Annotated in this window: 14 protein-coding genes; 5 read left to right on the top strand and 9 right to left on the bottom strand. The window is 62.2% G+C overall.

What is annotated here, in order from left to right:
- The 4 genes from ACT6QH_RS07350 to tssH form a co-directional block, all read right to left on the bottom strand.
- On the bottom strand, positions 1 to 141 hold a 141-nt coding region (locus ACT6QH_RS07350), incomplete at its 3' end, for a type VI secretion system tube protein Hcp (RefSeq protein ID WP_444972792.1).
- Between the two features lie 253 nt (positions 142 to 394).
- A complete protein-coding gene (locus ACT6QH_RS07345; protein WP_444974162.1) occupies positions 395 to 1,438 on the bottom strand; it encodes a class I SAM-dependent methyltransferase in 1,044 nt (347 codons plus the stop codon).
- A 20-nt stretch (positions 1,439 to 1,458) separates the two neighbouring features.
- The gene (locus tag ACT6QH_RS07340) at positions 1,459 to 1,842 is read right to left on the bottom strand and encodes a PAAR domain-containing protein (protein ID WP_444974161.1); all 384 of its coding nucleotides are present in this window, start codon (positions 1,840 to 1,842) and stop codon (positions 1,459 to 1,461) included.
- Between the two features lie 44 nt (positions 1,843 to 1,886).
- Positions 1,887 to 4,514, bottom strand: a complete 2,628-nt coding sequence (gene tssH, locus ACT6QH_RS07335; RefSeq protein ID WP_444974160.1) for a type VI secretion system ATPase TssH — start codon at positions 4,512 to 4,514, stop codon at positions 1,887 to 1,889.
- Positions 4,515 to 4,787: 273 nt separating this feature from the next.
- Here tssH and ACT6QH_RS07330 point away from each other — a divergent pair, with 273 nt between their 5' ends.
- Positions 4,788 to 5,597 (top strand): MinD/ParA family ATP-binding protein, encoded by an 810-nt coding sequence (locus tag ACT6QH_RS07330; RefSeq protein WP_444974159.1) that lies wholly within the window; start codon positions 4,788 to 4,790, stop codon positions 5,595 to 5,597.
- A 12-nt stretch (positions 5,598 to 5,609) separates the two neighbouring features.
- Here ACT6QH_RS07330 and ACT6QH_RS07325 read toward each other — a convergent pair whose 3' ends face one another.
- Both ACT6QH_RS07325 and tssJ read right to left on the bottom strand, forming a co-directional pair.
- Positions 5,610 to 7,379 (bottom strand): serine/threonine-protein kinase, encoded by a 1,770-nt coding sequence (locus ACT6QH_RS07325; RefSeq protein WP_444974158.1) that lies wholly within the window; start codon positions 7,377 to 7,379, stop codon positions 5,610 to 5,612.
- Positions 7,380 to 7,470: 91 nt separating this feature from the next.
- The gene (gene tssJ, locus ACT6QH_RS07320) at positions 7,471 to 7,974 is read right to left on the bottom strand and encodes a type VI secretion system lipoprotein TssJ (protein ID WP_444974157.1); all 504 of its coding nucleotides are present in this window, start codon (positions 7,972 to 7,974) and stop codon (positions 7,471 to 7,473) included.
- Between the two features lie 348 nt (positions 7,975 to 8,322).
- Between tssJ and ACT6QH_RS07315 the strand changes: the two genes are divergently transcribed.
- Positions 8,323 to 10,527 carry a primosomal protein N' gene (locus tag ACT6QH_RS07315; RefSeq protein WP_444974168.1) on the top strand — a complete coding sequence of 735 codons (2,205 nt, stop codon included), beginning with the start codon at positions 8,323 to 8,325 and terminating at the stop codon, positions 10,525 to 10,527.
- A gap of 21 nt (positions 10,528 to 10,548) precedes the next feature.
- Here the strand turns inward: ACT6QH_RS07315 and guaA are convergent, their stop codons facing one another.
- Positions 10,549 to 12,132, bottom strand: coding sequence for a glutamine-hydrolyzing GMP synthase (guaA, locus tag ACT6QH_RS07310; RefSeq protein WP_444974156.1), 1,584 nt, complete (start codon positions 12,130 to 12,132; stop codon positions 10,549 to 10,551).
- Between the two features lie 213 nt (positions 12,133 to 12,345).
- Between guaA and ACT6QH_RS07305 the strand changes: the two genes are divergently transcribed.
- Positions 12,346 to 13,404, top strand: coding sequence for a DUF4424 domain-containing protein (locus ACT6QH_RS07305; RefSeq protein ID WP_444974155.1), 1,059 nt, complete (start codon positions 12,346 to 12,348; stop codon positions 13,402 to 13,404).
- 74 nt (positions 13,405 to 13,478) lie between these two features.
- Here the strand turns inward: ACT6QH_RS07305 and ACT6QH_RS07300 are convergent, their stop codons facing one another.
- Together ACT6QH_RS07300 and ACT6QH_RS07295 are read right to left on the bottom strand one after the other, a co-directional pair.
- A complete protein-coding gene (locus ACT6QH_RS07300) occupies positions 13,479 to 14,780 on the bottom strand; it encodes an RsmB/NOP family class I SAM-dependent RNA methyltransferase (protein WP_444974154.1) in 1,302 nt (433 codons plus the stop codon).
- A 68-nt stretch (positions 14,781 to 14,848) separates the two neighbouring features.
- Complete coding sequence (locus ACT6QH_RS07295; RefSeq protein ID WP_444974153.1) at positions 14,849 to 15,508, bottom strand: 5'-methylthioadenosine/S-adenosylhomocysteine nucleosidase; 660 nt, start codon at positions 15,506 to 15,508, stop codon at positions 14,849 to 14,851.
- A gap of 298 nt (positions 15,509 to 15,806) precedes the next feature.
- Between ACT6QH_RS07295 and mutY the strand changes: the two genes are divergently transcribed.
- Positions 15,807 to 16,934 carry an A/G-specific adenine glycosylase gene (mutY, locus tag ACT6QH_RS07290; protein WP_444974152.1) on the top strand — a complete coding sequence of 376 codons (1,128 nt, stop codon included), beginning with the start codon at positions 15,807 to 15,809 and terminating at the stop codon, positions 16,932 to 16,934.
- The gene (locus ACT6QH_RS07285) at positions 16,915 to 17,373 is read left to right on the top strand and encodes a GNAT family N-acetyltransferase (protein WP_444974151.1); all 459 of its coding nucleotides are present in this window, start codon (positions 16,915 to 16,917) and stop codon (positions 17,371 to 17,373) included. Before mutY ends, ACT6QH_RS07285 begins: the two co-directional genes overlap by 20 nt.
- Positions 17,374 to 17,389: the final 16 nt, after the last annotated feature.

The raw sequence follows: 17,389 nt of genomic DNA, 5'->3' as shown, positions 1-17,389 counted from the left end.
CTCACGGTTGTTCGTCGAGCCAGAAACCGTGGAAATGCCACGACCAACACCCCACGAAAGAGACAGAACGTCAATCCACTTCTTGTGGTCATCCTGCGTCGCTTCGCCGTCAATACCGTCAAACTTCAGGTAAATTGCCATGACACCCTCTCATGCGGACCACGCCACATTACAACAGAGCGTGTCTAGCAACGAATTTTGACAATAAAACAAACATACCTAAAGTTGCATCGCATAGCGTATGTCAGATACATTGAATAGACATTATGCATACATTGAATTTTATGAGAATAGAGATCAAATATAGATAAGAAATAGTCTATATACTGAATAATAAAGAAAATAAAATATTTATACGAAAGAAAATACACTACATGGAACAGGATGGCGCAAGCTACTCAACAACTCCGGCGCAAAAGTGCGCCTGATACTGCATTGTGGAACGCTCATGCAACCGAACCTGCCAGGTCATATCCCATGCCGGCCCACATGCCACAAAACGCCCCTGCCCTGCCGCCTGCGACAGAGAGGAAACATGCTGCAACATCGCCTCCAGCGCAGCCGGCCCCTCCAGCCAATGGGAGAGCGGCGTTGCATGCCCTGCCCAGTCGAAGGGTGTCGCCATCGCAAGCCCCGCCTGCACTCCCCCCACCCGCAACATCTCCGCAACAAGCCGGGCGGGATCACTCACACAATCCATCACATTCAAAGCCATGATCTGGCCGAATATATTTGCTGAAAAAGGCAGGCAAAGCGCATCCGCGACCCAGAAATCCACCTGCTCCGCACCCGCAAACCGGGCTGCATGGCGCTGGCGCTCAAAGTTCAGCCCCAGCATACGCAGCGGATAACTGGCGACCTCATCTTCAAGCACACCTCTGGCAATCCGCAATAATGGCCAGTTCAGATCAATACCAAGAACGAGCCCCTGCCCCTCTTCCGCCAGATCAAAACTGGTGCGCCCCACGGCACAGCCAATATCCAGCGCAGCCCCGGTAACCGGCGGTAAAGCGCTCTGCGCGGCAGCAAGACAACGCCGTACCGCACCCGGTGCAGCACCGGGGCGCGGGGTCGGATCAAGATCCCCATAATGGTCGAAGGCATAGCTGGATTCCTGCTGGCGGACGACATTGAAGGCCGCATCCGCCCCCATGGCCCGTCCCACCACATTTTCCACCTCATCCGCCAGAGACTGGCGCTGAAGTAGAAGATGCCCATTCGCCGCCAGCCAAGCCTGCACATCGGGCACCAGAATCGGCGCCCCATCAATAATGGGATAAGCCTGTCCGCAATCCGGTGAGGGACAGCACAAAAAGCCGCTTTCGATCCCGCCTTTTCCCTCCTGCGCCCCCGGCCCCAGCACCAATGGCATCTCTCGCCCGGAAAGACGGCAGGCCGGGCAGATGGGCTTCAACTCTTCGAAATGGCGCAGACGCACGTCTCAACCTTCCATCACATTCAGCCGCCGATGATGACGTTCACGCAACCGGGCGGCAAAATCGAACCTGTCGGGCTGGGAATAGGAGCCACACAACTGGCGTGCAGGGAACTATCTCCAACCCGCGCTGCTGGCATCTTGCCAATCAGCACTGTGGCGGATCCTTTCGCGATCATGCCCGGACCAGCAGGAATGCAGCCCGCCAGCACACAGGGCATGGTCGTATCCGTAACCCGCGCTGCGGGCATCTTGCCAATCAGCACTGTGGCGCACCCTTTCACAATGGCCAGGGGCATGGCCGGGTGCGGCACAGGTGTCGGCACCAGCGCGGGCGGATGAATGGGAGCATGACAATGCGGTGCGCTCTGAAGCACCTGATCACCCACGCGCGCGGCTGCCGGCATTTGTTTCTCCCATTCAAAGGGCGGCGAAGCGCCCTTTTCGCGCCTCAGCCAATGTCATAGCTGAAGGGGCTGTCCTCACCTGCTTCCACATGAATGCGGGTGATGGGCTGCCCCTGCGCCAATCGCTCCAGAACCTGCGCAGACATTTGCGGCAACAGGCTGCGCGAGAGGATGCTCTCCACATTGCGCGCGCCGGAAGAACTTTCCGTACAGCGCGCAGCAATCGCATCTACCATCCCCGCGCCGTAAGAGAAAGCCGCGCCGTAGGCAGCCTGCACCCGCCGACCGATCCGGCCGAGTTGCAGCTCCACAATGGTGCGGATGGTCTCATCCGTCAAAGGCAGATAGGGCACCAGGGTCACACGCCCAAGGAAAGCCGGCTTGAAGAATTTCATCAGCTCCGGTCGCAGGGCTTCCGCCAGAACGGAAGGCTCTGGCATGGTTTCCGGGTCTGCGCACAGCTTGGCCAGCAGATCCGAACAGGCATTGGAGGTCATGATGACAACGGTATTTCGGAAATCGATATCTCGACCCTCACCATCCTTCATCTGCCCCTTGTCGAACACCTGGTAGAAGACATCCTGAACGCCGGGATGCGCCTTCTCCATTTCATCAAGCAACACAACAGAATAAGGCTTGCGCCGTACAGCTTCAGTGAGCACGCCACCTTCACCATAGCCCACATAGCCGGGAGGGCTACCCATGAGCAGAGAAACCTTATGCTCTTCCTTGAACTCGGTCATGTTGATGGTGGTGAGGCTCTGCTCCCCGCCATACAGCAGGTCGGCAAGGGTCAGCGCCGTTTCGGTCTTGCCCACGCCCGAAAGCCCCACCATCAGGAACACGCCCACGGGTTTGCGCGGGTCCGTCAGCTTCGCGCGCGAGGTGCAGATGGCCTGAGCCACGGCATCCAGCGCATGAGACTGGCCAATGATCCGGCTTTCCATCGCCGTTTTCAGGCCAAGCACGGAATGGATTTCATCCGCATGCATGCGGCCGGCCGGAATGCCGGTCCAGTTCTGCACCACATCGGCGATCGCCTGCCCGTCCACCACGGGAAAGACCAGAGGCTCATCGCCCTGAAGTGCCTTCAGCTCCGCCCGCACAGCGGCCAGTTCTGTGCGCAGCCCATCCTTGTCCGATGTTTCGGCCGGATCCTCAAGACGAGCCTGGAGCGCTTCAAGAGTTTCGACTTGCGCCTTCTCCTGCGTCCAGCGCTCATCCAGCGCGGCCAGCTCCGCCTCTACATCCTGCCGTTCCTGCTCCAGTGCGGCGCAGCGCGCAGCATGGTCCTGCCCGGATGCAGCTTCCCGCTCCAGAATGCCAAGCTCGGTTTCAATCAGCGCGATCCGCCTTGTCCGATCCTCGACAGGGGCGGGTATGGTGGATTGGCTCACCGCCACACGGGCGCAGGCCGTATCCAGCAGCGAAACAGCCTTGTCCGGCAACTGGCGGGCAGGAATATAGCGTGCGGAAAGGCGAACGGCATCGTTCACCGCCTCATCCAGCACCCTCACCTTGTGATAATTCTCCAGGGTCGAAACCAGCCCGCGGATCATCGCGATGGCGGTCTCCTCCTGCGGCTCTTCCACCTTCACCACCTGGAAACGACGGGTGAGTGCGGCGTCCTTTTCAAAATATTTCTTGTACTCGGCCCATGTCGTGGCCGCGATGGTGCGCAACTCCCCGCGCGCCAGGGCCGGCTTGAGCAGATTGGCTGCATCCCCCTGCCCGGCTGCACCACCAGCACCAACCAGCGTATGCGCCTCATCAATGAAAAGGATGATTGGCTTTGCGCTCGCCTTGGTTTCATCAATCACAGAACGCAGACGGTTCTCAAACTCGCCTTTCATGCCCGCCCCGGCCTGCAACAGGCCCAGATCCAGCGTCCGCAGGCTCACATCACGCAGCGCCGGCGGCACATCACCCGCGGCGATCCGCAAGGCGAAGCCTTCCACCACGGCGGTTTTACCCACACCCGCCTCACCCGTAAGAATGGGGTTGTTTTGCCGGCGGCGGGTCAGAATATCAATGATCTGGCGGATTTCCTCATCACGCCCAAGAATGGGGTCGATCTTGCCGGCCCGCGCCTGCTCGGTCAGATCAACGGTGAACTGGTCCAGCGCACCACCAGCCTGTGAGGAGGCGAAATCCGAAGCACCAGGCGCGCTCCCCGGCTGGACGACGCTGCGCCCTTCCGTACCATCCGCAGTGATCTGCGCCAGATCCGCCTTCAGCGCATCCGGTGTGATCCGCGCAAACGCGCCGGACATTTCCCGCACCCGGCGCGCCAGAGTATCATCGGCCAGCAAAGCCCAGAGCAGATGGCCAGATTGCACCCGGCCCGCCCCCATCTCCACGGAAGCCAGCAGCCAGGCCTGCTTCACCAGCTCCACCACATCCGGCGCCAGCCCCGGCGGACGGCCATTGCCGGTCTTCATCCGGTCCAGCGCTCGCTGCAAATCGCTGGTCAGCTGGGCGACATCCACATCATAGTGGTTCAACACCCGCACAAAATCGCTTTCGGGGGTAATGAGCAGCCGTGAGAGCCAGTGTTCCAGTTCCAGATTGTAATGCGTGCGCATCAGCGCAAAACCCGCGGCAGCTTCAAGCGTGGTACGACACAGCTCATCCATGCGCAACACAAGTGACTTCAGATCGACCGCAGTCATTGCTTCATCCATATCTGGTAGAGATTCGAGAAGACAATAATCACAAGCCACAAGACAATTATGTCAGTTTGATAAAATATGAAATTAGCAGCACAATCCAGATGTGCAATCCGATTGCACAATCGCCATGATTGTATAGATTGCAGATTGAACGCAGTATTGATGTCACACTTTTCCGCTACAAATACCCTATACTGGGCGATCTGGAAGATCCGCGCCTGAATGACAAGAAACCGCGCGGCAAGCGAACGACAGATGGTGCCAGGCTGACCCATGACCCATATTGTGGCCCTACACTCCTACCGTGGCGGCACCGGCAAAACCAATGTGGCAGCCAACCTTGCGGCGGAACTTGCCTGTGGGGGCGCGCGCGTTGCAGTGGTGGATACCGATATCCAGTCTCCGGGCGTCCACATCCTGTTCAATCTGGATCTCACCAACAGCCTGACCCTGAATGATTTTCTCTGGGGACACTGCGCGATTGAACATGCCACCTATGATGTGACGGAACATCTGGGTAACCTTGGTGCCCTGCCGGTTTCCGGTCGCCTTCTTCTTCTGCCTGCCAGCCTGAAGGCGCTCGACATCACGCGGATTTTCCGGGAAGGGTATGACAGCAACAAGCTCAACACGGCCCTGATGGAGCTCTGTCAGCTCTATGAGCTTGACTATCTCATCCTCGATACGCACCCCGGCCTCAACACCGAAACCCTGCTGGCCATTTCCGTAGCGGATATTTGCCTCATGGTGCTGCGCCCGGATTATCAGGATTATCGCGGCACGGCGGTAGCGCTGCAACTGGCCCGCCACCTGGATGTGCAACGCACACTTCTGGTGTTGAACAAGGTCCACCCCGAATTCAACTTCCAGATTCTGCAAAACAGGCTTGCCGAAGCCTTTCAAGCCGAAATTGCCGCGATGATCCTGCTCAGCGATGATCTGCTGCGCAATGGCAGCATTGGCCTCACAAGCCGGCTCAAACCAGAAAGCGGCTTTGCCGCCGGCATCCGGCGCATTGCTGATCGCGTGCATGAGGTCGCCACGCATCTGCCTCCGCGCCAATGGGGCACGGCGGCGCACTGAGGCGGCAACAGTTCAGCCCGCAGACCAATCCATGCCATCCGTCTTCCGGGCCTTCACCTCCCGCCGCCTGGAAGACACGGCGCGATGATAGCGAATCAGGCTTGGCAACATGGCCAGGCCCAGCGCGGCCGCATCTGCTGGCCTCTGCGCGCGATCAAAGGCCAAAGCCGTCATCAGCGCATCCTGCGCTTCGGCGGGCATCTGCTCCACGGGCTGCGGCGTCAGCCCCATATCGCGCGCCTGATTGGCCGGAACGCGGCGATAAGGGTGACGCCCTGTCCAGGCGACATAAATCAGGCATCCGATGGAAAACACATCATCCCGCGGATCGCGCGGCGCCCCCCCCATCATTTCCGGGCTCGCGAAGGCCGGCGTAAAGGCTTGCAGGCTGGCCGCATCAAAATCATCCCCGCGCAAGGCGGTCGCCACCCCAAAATCCAGAACCTTGGGATGGCCGTCATCACACAGGAAAAAATTGGACGGCTTCAGATCCCCATGCACCACCCCCCGACGATGGACATGGGACATGGCCGCAATCAGGCCCGTGACGATCTGGGAGCGCAGGTTCAAGGACAGCGGCTGGCCTTCCGCATGCGCCAATGCCGCTTCCATGGTCTGCCCCTGCAACAGCTCCATTACGAAAAAGGCGTGCGGCCCATCCCGGTCGAAATCAAAGATCGGGCAAATATTCGGATGCGACAGATGCTGCACCTTGCGCGCTTCCACTTCCAGACTTCGCAGGGCATCCGGGTGGTTTCGGAAGCGTGGGGCCACCACCTTCAAGGCCACATAAGGCGCACTGTCGCCCACCTCCACGCGGCGGCGATCCACGGCGCAGAAAACCTTGCCCATGCCGCCTTCACCGATCAGGCGCTCAATGACAAACCGCTCCTTGAGCATGTGGCCCGGTGCCAGCTCTGCCTCTGAAGCAGGCCGGGCAGGCCCGGCACCCGGATGACAGCGCACCGTTTCCAAGCTGGTTTCCGGCTGTTCCGCAGGTACGGGCACTGTCTCAACAGTCTTTTCCTCGCGCCGTCCCCCGCGCAGGCCCGCAATGAGAGCGGCGGTAATCCGCTCTTCCGGGTCCACCGTGGCTTGCCCATTCGCTTCGGATGGGGAGCGAGCTCCCCCGCTCCCTGCATTTCGCGATGAAGCGTAACGCAGGGTGTCGCGGGTGCCCCCCGCTTCCGCGCCCGGAGTGCCCAAAGCCGCTCCACCCGGCTGCATCATCCGGGCCAGCGTCTGTGGAGGATAAGGCAGACTTGCCTCTGCGCCGTGCCGGGCCAGCTCCGCCTCTCTGGCCTGTGACTGCGCGAGCAGTTTTCGCGCATCTGCACCCACCAAAGAGGCTTCATCCTGCCAGAAAGGAGCCCCACTCTGCACAGTCGTGGCTGAACCGTGACGTGTCGCCCCCTCTGTCCCGCCCAGATTGAACTGCAAATCTGGCGGCAGCGCCGAGCTCTCCTGATGTGGAGGGGACGCGACCGCCTCCCTGCTCTTCAGGATCGGACGCACAAAACTGAAGTCCTGCCCCATTGCCGCCGAAGGCTGATCTGCCGGAGGCGGCTCCGCCATCTCTGGAGACAGGCCGACAAGCTGCTGGCGAATGAGCCGCGCTGTCCGTGGCGGCAAGCGCCCGCCCTTTTCAAAATGCGCCAGTATCCGCACGATCTCGGCTGGCGGAAGATCCAGCCTTTCAAGCTTCTGACACAGTGGCCGAACGCCAATTTCCCCGGCCAGAAAAGCCTCCAGAAACTCCAAAGCGGGCTGATTCTGGCTCATGCCTCAAGGTCCGGATGAAATTGGACAACGCCCATTTTCGGAATGGACGTCATCAGCCAAACGCGCCGCAATGAAACAGCGGGATGAAAACTCACAGCCAGCCATAGGTTTTATACAGAGCCGAGCGCACGAACAATTCCGTGCCGGCAATGCTGACATCCACCATATTTTCGCTATGCGGTTCAATAAGAACAAGCGCGCGCCAGCGGGCCGTATCAATCTCCCGGAAACCGGCTGTCACCCCCAGAAAGCCCGCCTCCGGCGGCATCTGCAATTCAACCGCCTGCTTGCCGCCGGGCACCATCATATATTCGCGCTTATCCAGTAGCTCTTCACCCAGAACTTCAGCGGGCTGGTTCGTCAGGGAAAAGAAATCGGCCTGCATGAAGGCCGTGTCGTTCCGCAGCGTATAAAGCCGCACCATGGTGGGGGCGGCCTGCCCGGAAGGCGTGGGGTTGATATCTGGCCCGGCCTTGATCGTGGCCTTGACCTTGCTGGGCTTCTCGCCAACCGTGCTGCACCCGGCCAATGTCAAAAATGCGCCAAGACACAAAGCCCGGCGCACAAGGCATGGCGCAGGCGCAGGGGCAGCCACCACAGGCCCGCCCCGGCCCGCCGGCCCTGCTTCATCGCAACAGGGCGTCTGCCCCACCCTTTTTGCCAGACGACTCACCCGGCTGCGCATTACCGCCTGCACTCGCATCCACCCTGTACTGGAAGAAGGCCCCTGCACTACAGAAACCATAGTCGTGAGAAAGCCATATGACACATGACAAAATGACGACAGTTCGTCATCAGCCACACACAAGACAGTGTGATCCGGCTTCATGCTGATGACAGCCAGCTCTCCCCATTCACGCCCTGTAACAGAAGCACCCGAACAGAACCACTTGTCTTGCCATCCCCCTTTGACCTTTCCGCCCTGTCGGATCAAAACACCGGCATGGATCTGTTTGCCCGCCCGCGCACTGTCAATGTCCTGCTGCCCATCGCTCTGGATGCGCCCTATAGCTATAGCGTGCCGGAAGAGCTGACACGCAGCTTCGGGCAACTCGCGCCGGGCGATATTGTGCGGGTGCCGCTGGGCAATCGCACGGTCATGGGCTGCGTCTGGCCGGGAGATTCCGGGGCAAACCGCAAGCTGGACCCCAAGAAGCTCAAGCCCATCATGGCCAGGCTGCCCTATCCGCCCTTGCCTGCGGAACTGATGCGGCTGATCGACTGGATGGCTGATTACACACTCGCCCCGCGTGGCATGGTGCTGCGCATGGCCCTGCGCCATGGCGAGACACCGGGGCAGGCGCGCGAACGTGTGGGGGTACGCGCCACCGGCAAGCAGCCCGAACGCGCCACGGCGGCCCGCACCCGGCTTCTGGAATTCATGGCTGATGGCTTCTCCCGCGGGAAAACGGAAGCCGCCCGTGAGGCAGGCGTCTCCCCCTCCGTTGTGGATGGACTGATTGATGATGGCGCACTGGAAACACTGGTGCTGCCGCCCGAGCCCGCCGCCTACCCGCCCGACCCGAACCATGCCCCGGCAACCCTTGCCCCGGCGCAGGAGGAAGCCGCAGCCGTTCTGCGCCATGCCGTAGCTGCCCACGCCTTTCAGGTTTTCCTGCTGGATGGCGTCACCGGATCAGGCAAGACGGAAGTCTATTTTGAAGGCGTGGCCGAGGCCATTCGTGCCGGGCGACAGGTGCTCATCCTGCTGCCGGAAATTGCTCTGACACAGGCTTTTCTGGATCGTTTCACAAAGCGCTTCGGCGTGCGGCCGGCGGAATGGCATTCCGGCGTCTCGGCCCGCAAGCGTGCACGCACGCTGGCGGGCGTTGCCTCCGGCGAGGTGAAGGTGGTGGCCGGGGCGCGCTCGGCCCTGTTTCTGCCCTTCTGCGATCTCGGCCTCATCATCATTGATGAGGAACATGACCCCGCCTACAAGCAGGATGATGGCGTGGCCTATAATGCGCGCGATATGGCCGTGGTGCGCGCCCGGCTGGTGGGGGCGCCCATCGTGCTGGCCTCCGCCACTCCCTCCATCGAAACCGAGGTGAACGCCCGGCGCGGGCGCTACCAGCGGCTGGCCCTGCCGGTGCGCTTTGGCGGGGCCAAGGTGCCCGGCCTTTCCCCCATTGATCTGCGCAAGGAGGGGCCACCGCGCGGGCGCTGGGTGGCCCCCCGCCTTGAGGAGGAAATCAACCAGACTCTTGAGGATGGCGGGCAGGCCCTGCTGTTTCTCAACCGGCGCGGCTATGCGCCGCTCACCCTGTGCAATTCCTGCGGCCACCGCATGCGCTGCCCTTCCTGCACAGCGTGGCTGGTGGAACATCGCTACCGCCGGCGGCTGGAATGCCACCATTGCGGCTATCAGGCCCCTGTTCCCGAATGCTGCCCGGAATGCGGCGCAAAGGAAAGTATGGTGGCCGTGGGCCCCGGTGTGGAGCGCCTTCAGGAAGAAGTGGAAGCGCTGTTTCCCCATGCCCGTTCACTCATCCTGTCCTCGGACCTTCTCGGCGGCATGGAACGCATGCGGGCGGAACTGGATGCCGTGGCCAAGGGCGAGGTAGATGTGGTCGTCGGCACCCAGCTTGTCGCCAAGGGGCACAATTTCCCCGGCCTGGCACTGGTGGGGGTGGTGGATGCCGATGTCGGGCTGGGCCATGGAGACCCCCGCGCGGCGGAACGCACCTTCCAGCTTGTGCATCAGGTGGCCGGGCGCGCCGGGCGGGGCAAGACAGAAGGACGCGGCTTCATCCAGACCCATATGCCGGAACATCCGGTGATGCGCGCTCTGGTGACGGGTGAGCGCGGCGCCTTTTACGATACCGAGATTGCCGCCCGTGAAGATGCCGTGCTGCCCCCCTTTGGCCGCATGGCTGCGCTTATCATTTCAGCAGGCACCGGCCCAGCGGCGGAAGGCCATGCCCGCCGCCTGTTGGCAAGCGCCCCCATTCATCCGCAGATCCGCATTCTGGGGCCGGCAGAAGCACCGCTGGCCGTGCTGCGTGGCCGGCACCGCTGGCGGCTTCTGGCCCGCTGCCCGCGCGAGGTGGACCTTTCCGCCTATTTGCGCGAATGGCGCGCTATCGCCCCCCGCCCCACCGGCGATGTGCGGGTGGCCATTGATGTGGACCCGCAGAGCTTCTTCTGAAGCCCTGCCGCCCTCTTCAGATCATTCCCACTCGATGGTGCCCGGAGGCTTGGAAGTTACATCATAGACCACCCGGTTCACGCCCTGCACCTCATTGATGATGCGGGTGGCGACGCGGCCGAGGAAACTCATGTCATAGGCGTAGAAATCAGCGGTCATGCCGTCCACAGAGGTGACAGCGCGCAGGGCCAGAACGTGGTCATAGGTGCGTCCATCGCCCATCACGCCCACGGTGCGCACCGGCAGCAGCACGGCAAAAGCCTGCCAGATCACATCATAAAGCCCGGCCGCACGAATCTCTTCCAGATAGATGGCGTCGGCCTTGCGCAGAATATCCATCTTCTCGCGCGTTACCGCGCCGGGGCAGCGGATGGCGAGGCCCGGACCGGGGAAGGGATGGCGGCCCACAAAGGTTTCCGGCAGGCCCAGTTCGCGGCCCAGCGCACGCACTTCATCCTTGAAGAGATCGCGCAGCGGCTCCACCAGCTTCATGTTCATGCGCTCGGGCAGACCGCCCACATTGTGGTGGCTCTTGATGGTGACGGAAGGCCCACCCGCAAAGGAAACGCTCTCGATCACATCCGGGTAGAGCGTGCCCTGCGCGAGGAAGCCCGCGCCACCGACCTTATTCGCCTCCTCCTCGAACACGTCGATGAAGAGCTTGCCGATGGTCTTGCGCTTCTGTTCCGGGTCTTCAACGCCGGCCAGCGCATTCAGGAACAGCTCGGAGGCGTCCACATGCACCAGCGGAATGTGATAGTGGCCGCGGAACAGCGAGACCACTTCATCCGCCTCGCCCTGGCGCATCAGGCCGTGATCCACGAACACACAGGTGAGCTGATCGCCGATCGCCTCATGGATCAGCACAGCGGCGACAGAGCTGTCGACCCCGCCGGAGAGGCCGCAGATCACCCGGCCTTCACCCACCTGCTCGCGGATGCGGGCAATGGCGCGCTCACGGAAGGCCCCCATGGTCCACTCGCCCTTGAGGCCCGCCACCTGCCGCACGAAATTGGAAAGAAGCCGCGCCCCATCCGGCGTGTGCACCACTTCGGGGTGGAACTGCACGCCGTAATAGCCGCGCTTCACATCAGCAATGGCGGCGAAGGGGGCATTCTCGGAGGTTGCCACCACCTCGAAGCCTTCCGGAAGAGCGGTCACGCGGTCACCATGGCTCATCCACACGGTGTGGCGCTCACCCTCGCGCCAGATGCCCTCGAACAGCGGCACCATCTTCTTCACCGTCACCTCGGCGCGGCCGAATTCACGGTGATGTCCAGCTTCCACTTGCCCGCCCAACTGGGACGCCATGCACTGCTCACCATAGCAGATGCCCAGAACCGGCACGCCCAGCTCAAAGGCGGCCTGTGGTGCACGCGGGCTCTGCCCCTCGATGACCGAAGCCGGGCCACCGGAAAGAATGATGGCCTTGGGCTTCACCCGCGCCAGCGCTTCCTCGGCCTTCTGGAAAGGTACCACCTCGGAATAGACCCCATCCTCACGCACACGGCGGGCGATGAGCTGGGTCACCTGGCTGCCAAAATCAATGATGAGGACAGTGTCCTGGGCAGCAGATGCAAGGGTGTCGACAGTGGCGGCAGACATGAAGCGGGCCTCGGATCGCAGATGTGGGCGACAATTGCGCTTCCTTTAGCCGCAATATCCCGATTCCAAAAGGGCCAGACGCAACAGGGCGGATCTGCGCATATGGCCTGCGCTTCGCCGGGTGAAGATTGATTCAGCTTTTCACGGCAGAAGCTGAAGCGGCCCTCCCGCCATTCTCGCGGCCGGGCATGCACCAACAGCAGGAATGGCCCGATGTCCCGGCCCACCCATTGTCTTTTGTCTTTTCCCGTTTCCCGCCGCAGCTTTCTGGCGCGGATGGCCGGCCCCGCTCTTGTGGCAGGCACCCTTCTGGCCGCACTGCTGGTCGCCCCCCTGCACGCCCGAGCCAATGATTCCAGCGCCGTTCTGGGTGCCGGCGGGCTGGAGCTGACCACCTCATCCGATATCGTGATGGAGAAGGAAGATCTCTATCTCTCCCCGGAGAAGGTGCAGGTCACCTATCTGTTCCGCAATGAGAGCGACCGGAACATCACGACCCGTGTCGCCTTTCCCCTGCCGCTGATTGACCAGAGCGCCTTCACCAATGTGTCTCTCCCGGTGCCGGGAGATGAGAATTTCGTGGATTTTCACATTCGGGTGAACGGACAGGAGATCCATCCGCATCTCGAATTGCGGGCCTTCACGCAGGATGGGCGCGATGTGACAGCGCAACTGACAGCCTCAGGCGTGCCGCTCAACAGCTATTTGCCGGATTTCGAGGAGAGGTTGCGCGCCGTGCCGGACCGGATCTGGCGCAATCTGGCCGCCGAGGGATTGCTGGATACCGGCGCGGGTGATTTCCTGCGGCGCACTGATGATGTGAGCCCGAACTGGAACCTTCAGGCCGTCTTCTACTGGGAGCAGACCTTCCCCGCCGGGCAAATCATACAGGTGGAACACAGTTACAGGCCGATTGTCGGCACCTCCCTGATGCTGAAGGGCGATCACCGCATGGAGGAGTTCAGCGCCTATTGCCTAGATGCGCAGGGCCGTGCCGGACTGGAACAGCTGCTGCGACGCCGCCAGAACAACCCCGACCCGGACGCCCCAAGAGAGCTGCCCGTGCGGGAGGTGGCTTATGTGCTCACCACAGGAGCCAACTGGAAAGGGCCGATCGGTGCGTTCCATCTCACCATCGACAAGGGTGCACCGGGTGCCATCCTCTCCCTGTGCATGGATGGGCTGACAAAAACCGGCCCCACCACCTTTGAACTGTCGCGCGAGAATTTCATCCCGAAGAAAGATATTCGCTTTGTCATCTTCGGCGACTGAACGGCCGCTGCCGATGCGCCAATGCAGAACGGCCCGTTACCGGGCCGTTCTCTTGTGCATATGAAGGGCCGGGTTCAGCCTGCGCGCTGCAATACGCTGACGAAGAAGCCATCCGTGCCCGTGCGGCGCGGGGTCATCAGCAGGCCCTCACGGGTCAGCAGGGCCGCGCCGGCCAGTTCCACGCCTTTCTCACCCAGCGCCAGCACGGCTTCAGACGGCGGCAGGGCCGAGAAATCCGCATAGCGGGAGAGCAAGGCGCGAATCTGCTCCCCATTCTCCTCATCCAGCAATGAGCAAGTGATATAGGCCAGCCGCCCGCCGGGGCGCACATAACGCACGGCCTCATCCAGAATCTTCGCCTGTTCGGCGGTCCGCTGGGCCAGCGCGCCGGGGCGGATACGCCATTTCGCATCCGGGTTGCGACGCCATGTGCCAGTGCCCGTGCAAGGCGCATCCACCAGCACCAGATCCATATGGCCTTCCAGATCCTCCAGCACCTTTTCCGCCCCACGCGGGCTGCGCACCTGCACATTGCGCACGCCGGCGCGCGCGATGCGCTCATGCAGCGGCTTCAGGCGGCGAATATCGGAATCATGGGCATAGATCTGCCCGCTATTGTCCATCAGGGCAGCCAGCTCCAGCGTCTTGCCGCCCGCGCCGGCGCACAGATCCAGCACCTGCGAGCCCGGCAGCGGCCGGGCGATGATGGCCACGATCTGCGAGCCTTCATCCTGCACTTCCACCTCGCCTTTCAGAAAGGCCGGTTCAGCGGAAACAGGCGGAGCCTTGCCCTCATTATCCAGCGTGATCCGCAGTGCCAACGGAGAAAAACGCCCCGAAGCGGGGTGAAGGTGAGAGAGCGCCGCATGAGCCTGCTCCACATTCGCCTTCAGCGTGTTCACGCGCAGATCCAGCGGAGCGCGGTTGGCCAACGCCTCGCCTTCCGCAATCACATCATCCCCGAACACATGGCGCAATGAGGCATGGAGCCATTGCGGATAATCGCCCTGCACGAAAGGTGGGGCATTTTCCAGCGCATCGCCGGAAAGACGCTCACGCTCCTTTTTGGTGAGCGGCGCGGGGGCGAAACGGCTGCCATCGGCCAGTTGGCCGATCTGCTCCGCATCCAGCCCGCGCATCACCTTCAGCATGCCCAGCACAAGGGCGCGCGGCTCTTCCGAACCCATGAGCCCGGCCGCAGAGGCCCGCCTGCGCAGCGTATCATACACAATGCCGGAAATGGCCGCCCTGTCGCCCGAGCCGGCGAACCGATGGCTGCGCCCCCAATCCTTCAGGGCTTCGGCAACGGGCCGGCGCTTGGCGGCAATATCTGCCAGAACTTCAATGGCAGCGGAAAGACGGGCGGCGGGGGTCATGAGGGGCTCCGGCTGGAGAAAATGAATAAGCGGGGAAAAGGATGCACAAAGCGGGCTGAAAACCGCACTCAGCTTTCGGCGCGCGGGCCCAGGCTGCCGGATGTCATCTGCTGCACAAACAGATCCAGCACCGCGCCCAGCCTTTCATCAATGATGTGGAGATATTCGGTCCAGTCCTCATAGCGGGCCAGCTCCGTGTGCCCGTCGCTGATGCCGCGCAGGCCCATGAGGGGCAGGCCATGGCGACGCGCCGCGCGCATCAGGGCAAAGGTTTCCATATCCACCATATCCTGCGCGATGGCATCATAGGCCGCGCCGGAGATGATCGCCCCGCCGGTGGAAAGGCTGGCGGACGGCACACCTTCAAGATGGTAGGGCAATCGCACCACCGCAGGTTCATCCAGAAAGGGGGTGCGCCCCTTCTCGAACCCCAGCGCTGTGGCGTCCATATCGCGATAGGCCACATGGGAGACCTGATAGACCTGCGCATGTTCCAGCACGCGCGAGCCCGCAGAACCAAGAGAGAAGACCAGATCCGGCAAGTGCCCCTCGCGCTTCAGAAGCGCCAGCGCATGAGCAGTGGCGACAGCGCCTTCCACCGGCCCCACGCCGGTGATGAGCGGGTTGATGCGCGCCTTGAGATGCGGGCCATATTCTTCCGGGCTCGCCATGACGAAGAGCACATTCCGGCCGCCGACAGACAGCAAATGACGCGCGGGATCGTCCATGAAAACTCCAGAAGATAGTGACACCGGAAGGCAACAGACCTTTCCTCGCCGCCACGGGCGCATCTGTCAATTGCGCATCGCAATTGCGCACCGGCCCTGCCATTGGCCACAAAGGCATGTTACCGGAGAATGAAATGGCTTTATCCACTCCTCCCAGCCCCGACAACCCGGACACGCCGTGACGCCCGCCCCCAGCCGCAAACGCGCCCCCAGACGACACAGCCGCACAGCCGATGCAACAGCGCCTGTCCGCCAGGCTTTGGCCCCATTGCCTGAGGGAAGCACGGAAGAAGCCGGGTTGCTGTCCCCCATCCCGCCTTCTGCGTCGTTTTCTGCGCCCGCCACCGGCGCACCGGACAGCGCCGATCTGCTGGCCTGGTATGATATTCACCGGCGCACCCTGCCCTGGCGCGCCCCACCCGGCCACCGGGCGGACCCTTACCATGTGTTCCTCTCGGAGATCATGCTCCAGCAAACCACGGTGAAGGCTGTCATTCCCTATTTCGGGGCGTTTCTGCACCGCTGGCCCAGCGTGGCGCACCTGGCAGCCGCACCACTGGAAAACGTGCTCTCGGCATGGGCCGGGCTCGGCTATTATGCCCGCGCCCGCAACCTGCACAAATGCGCGCAAGCCGTGGTGGAACGCCATGGCGGGCTGTTCCCGGCTGATGAAGCCAGCCTGCTGGCCCTGCCCGGCATTGGCCCCTATACCGCCGCCGCCATTTCCGCCATAGCCTTCGATCTTCCGAGCAGCCCGGTGGATGGCAATATCGAGCGCGTCATCACCCGCCTTCATGCGGTGGAAGAGGCGCTGCCCAAGGCCAAGCCCACCATTCGTACACTGGCGGCCGCCCTGACGAGCCATGCGCGCCCCGGCGACCATGCCCAGGCCATGATGGATCTGGGCGCGACCATCTGCACGCCGAAATCCCCGGCCTGCGCACTTTGTCCCTTTGCTCCGCCCTGTCAGGCGCGGGCGGCAGGCACCATGCAGCGCTATCCGTTGAAGGTGAAGAAGGCCCCCAAGCCGGAACGCGCCGCCATCGCCTTCCTCGCCATGCGGGAGGATGGGGCCGTGTTGCTGCGCACCCGCCCGAAAAAGGGCTTGCTCGCCCATATGACGGAAGTGCCAGCCACGCCATGGTCTGCTGCGGAGGGCAGCATTCCCGAAGCGCCTGAAGCCTTCGCGCCGCTCCCGGCCCAATGGCGGGCGCTGCCGGGGATGGTGCGCCATGTCTTCACCCATTTCGCGCTGGAATTCACTGTGTGGCGGGCCGAGCTGCCCCAAAGCACCATCGCACCACAGGACATGCGCTTCGTGCTGCCAAGGGATTTCGATAGCGAAGCCCTGCCCTCCCTCATGCGCAAGGTCCTGGCCCATGGCCGGGCCGGTGCGCAATTGACAGATGCGCCCCGTCGCGGCTGATAATGGTGCCGCGATGGAAAACCCTGCTGCCCTCCGCCTGCGCTATCAGCAGGAAAACATCACCGCTTCAGAGTTCGCCGATATTCTGAACCGTTCCGGTCTTGGTGCACGCCGCCCAGTGGAGGATCTGCCGCGCCTGCAACGTATGCTGGATGGCGCAACCCTGTTGCTCACGGCCAGAGATGCGCAAAGCGGAACCCTGCTGGGTGTATCCCGCGCCCTGACAGACCATGCCTATGCATGCTATCTGTCCGATCTGGCGGTGGACACCGCCTTTCAGGGCTACGGCATCGGGCGCGCGCTTGTGGACATGACCCGCAAGCTGGCCGGCGAAGAAAGCATGTGCCTGCTGGTCGCCGCCCCGGATGCCGTCGGCTTTTATGAAAAAATCGGCATGCCCCACACCGAGCGCGCCTTCCTCTTTCCCCGCCGGAAATAAGGCTTGAAGAAAGGCT

This window comes from Haloleucobacter albus (genome assembly GCF_052492075.1).
Note: the sequence above shows the minus strand (reverse complement) of the source record. Positions and strands in the feature narration are given on the sequence as shown.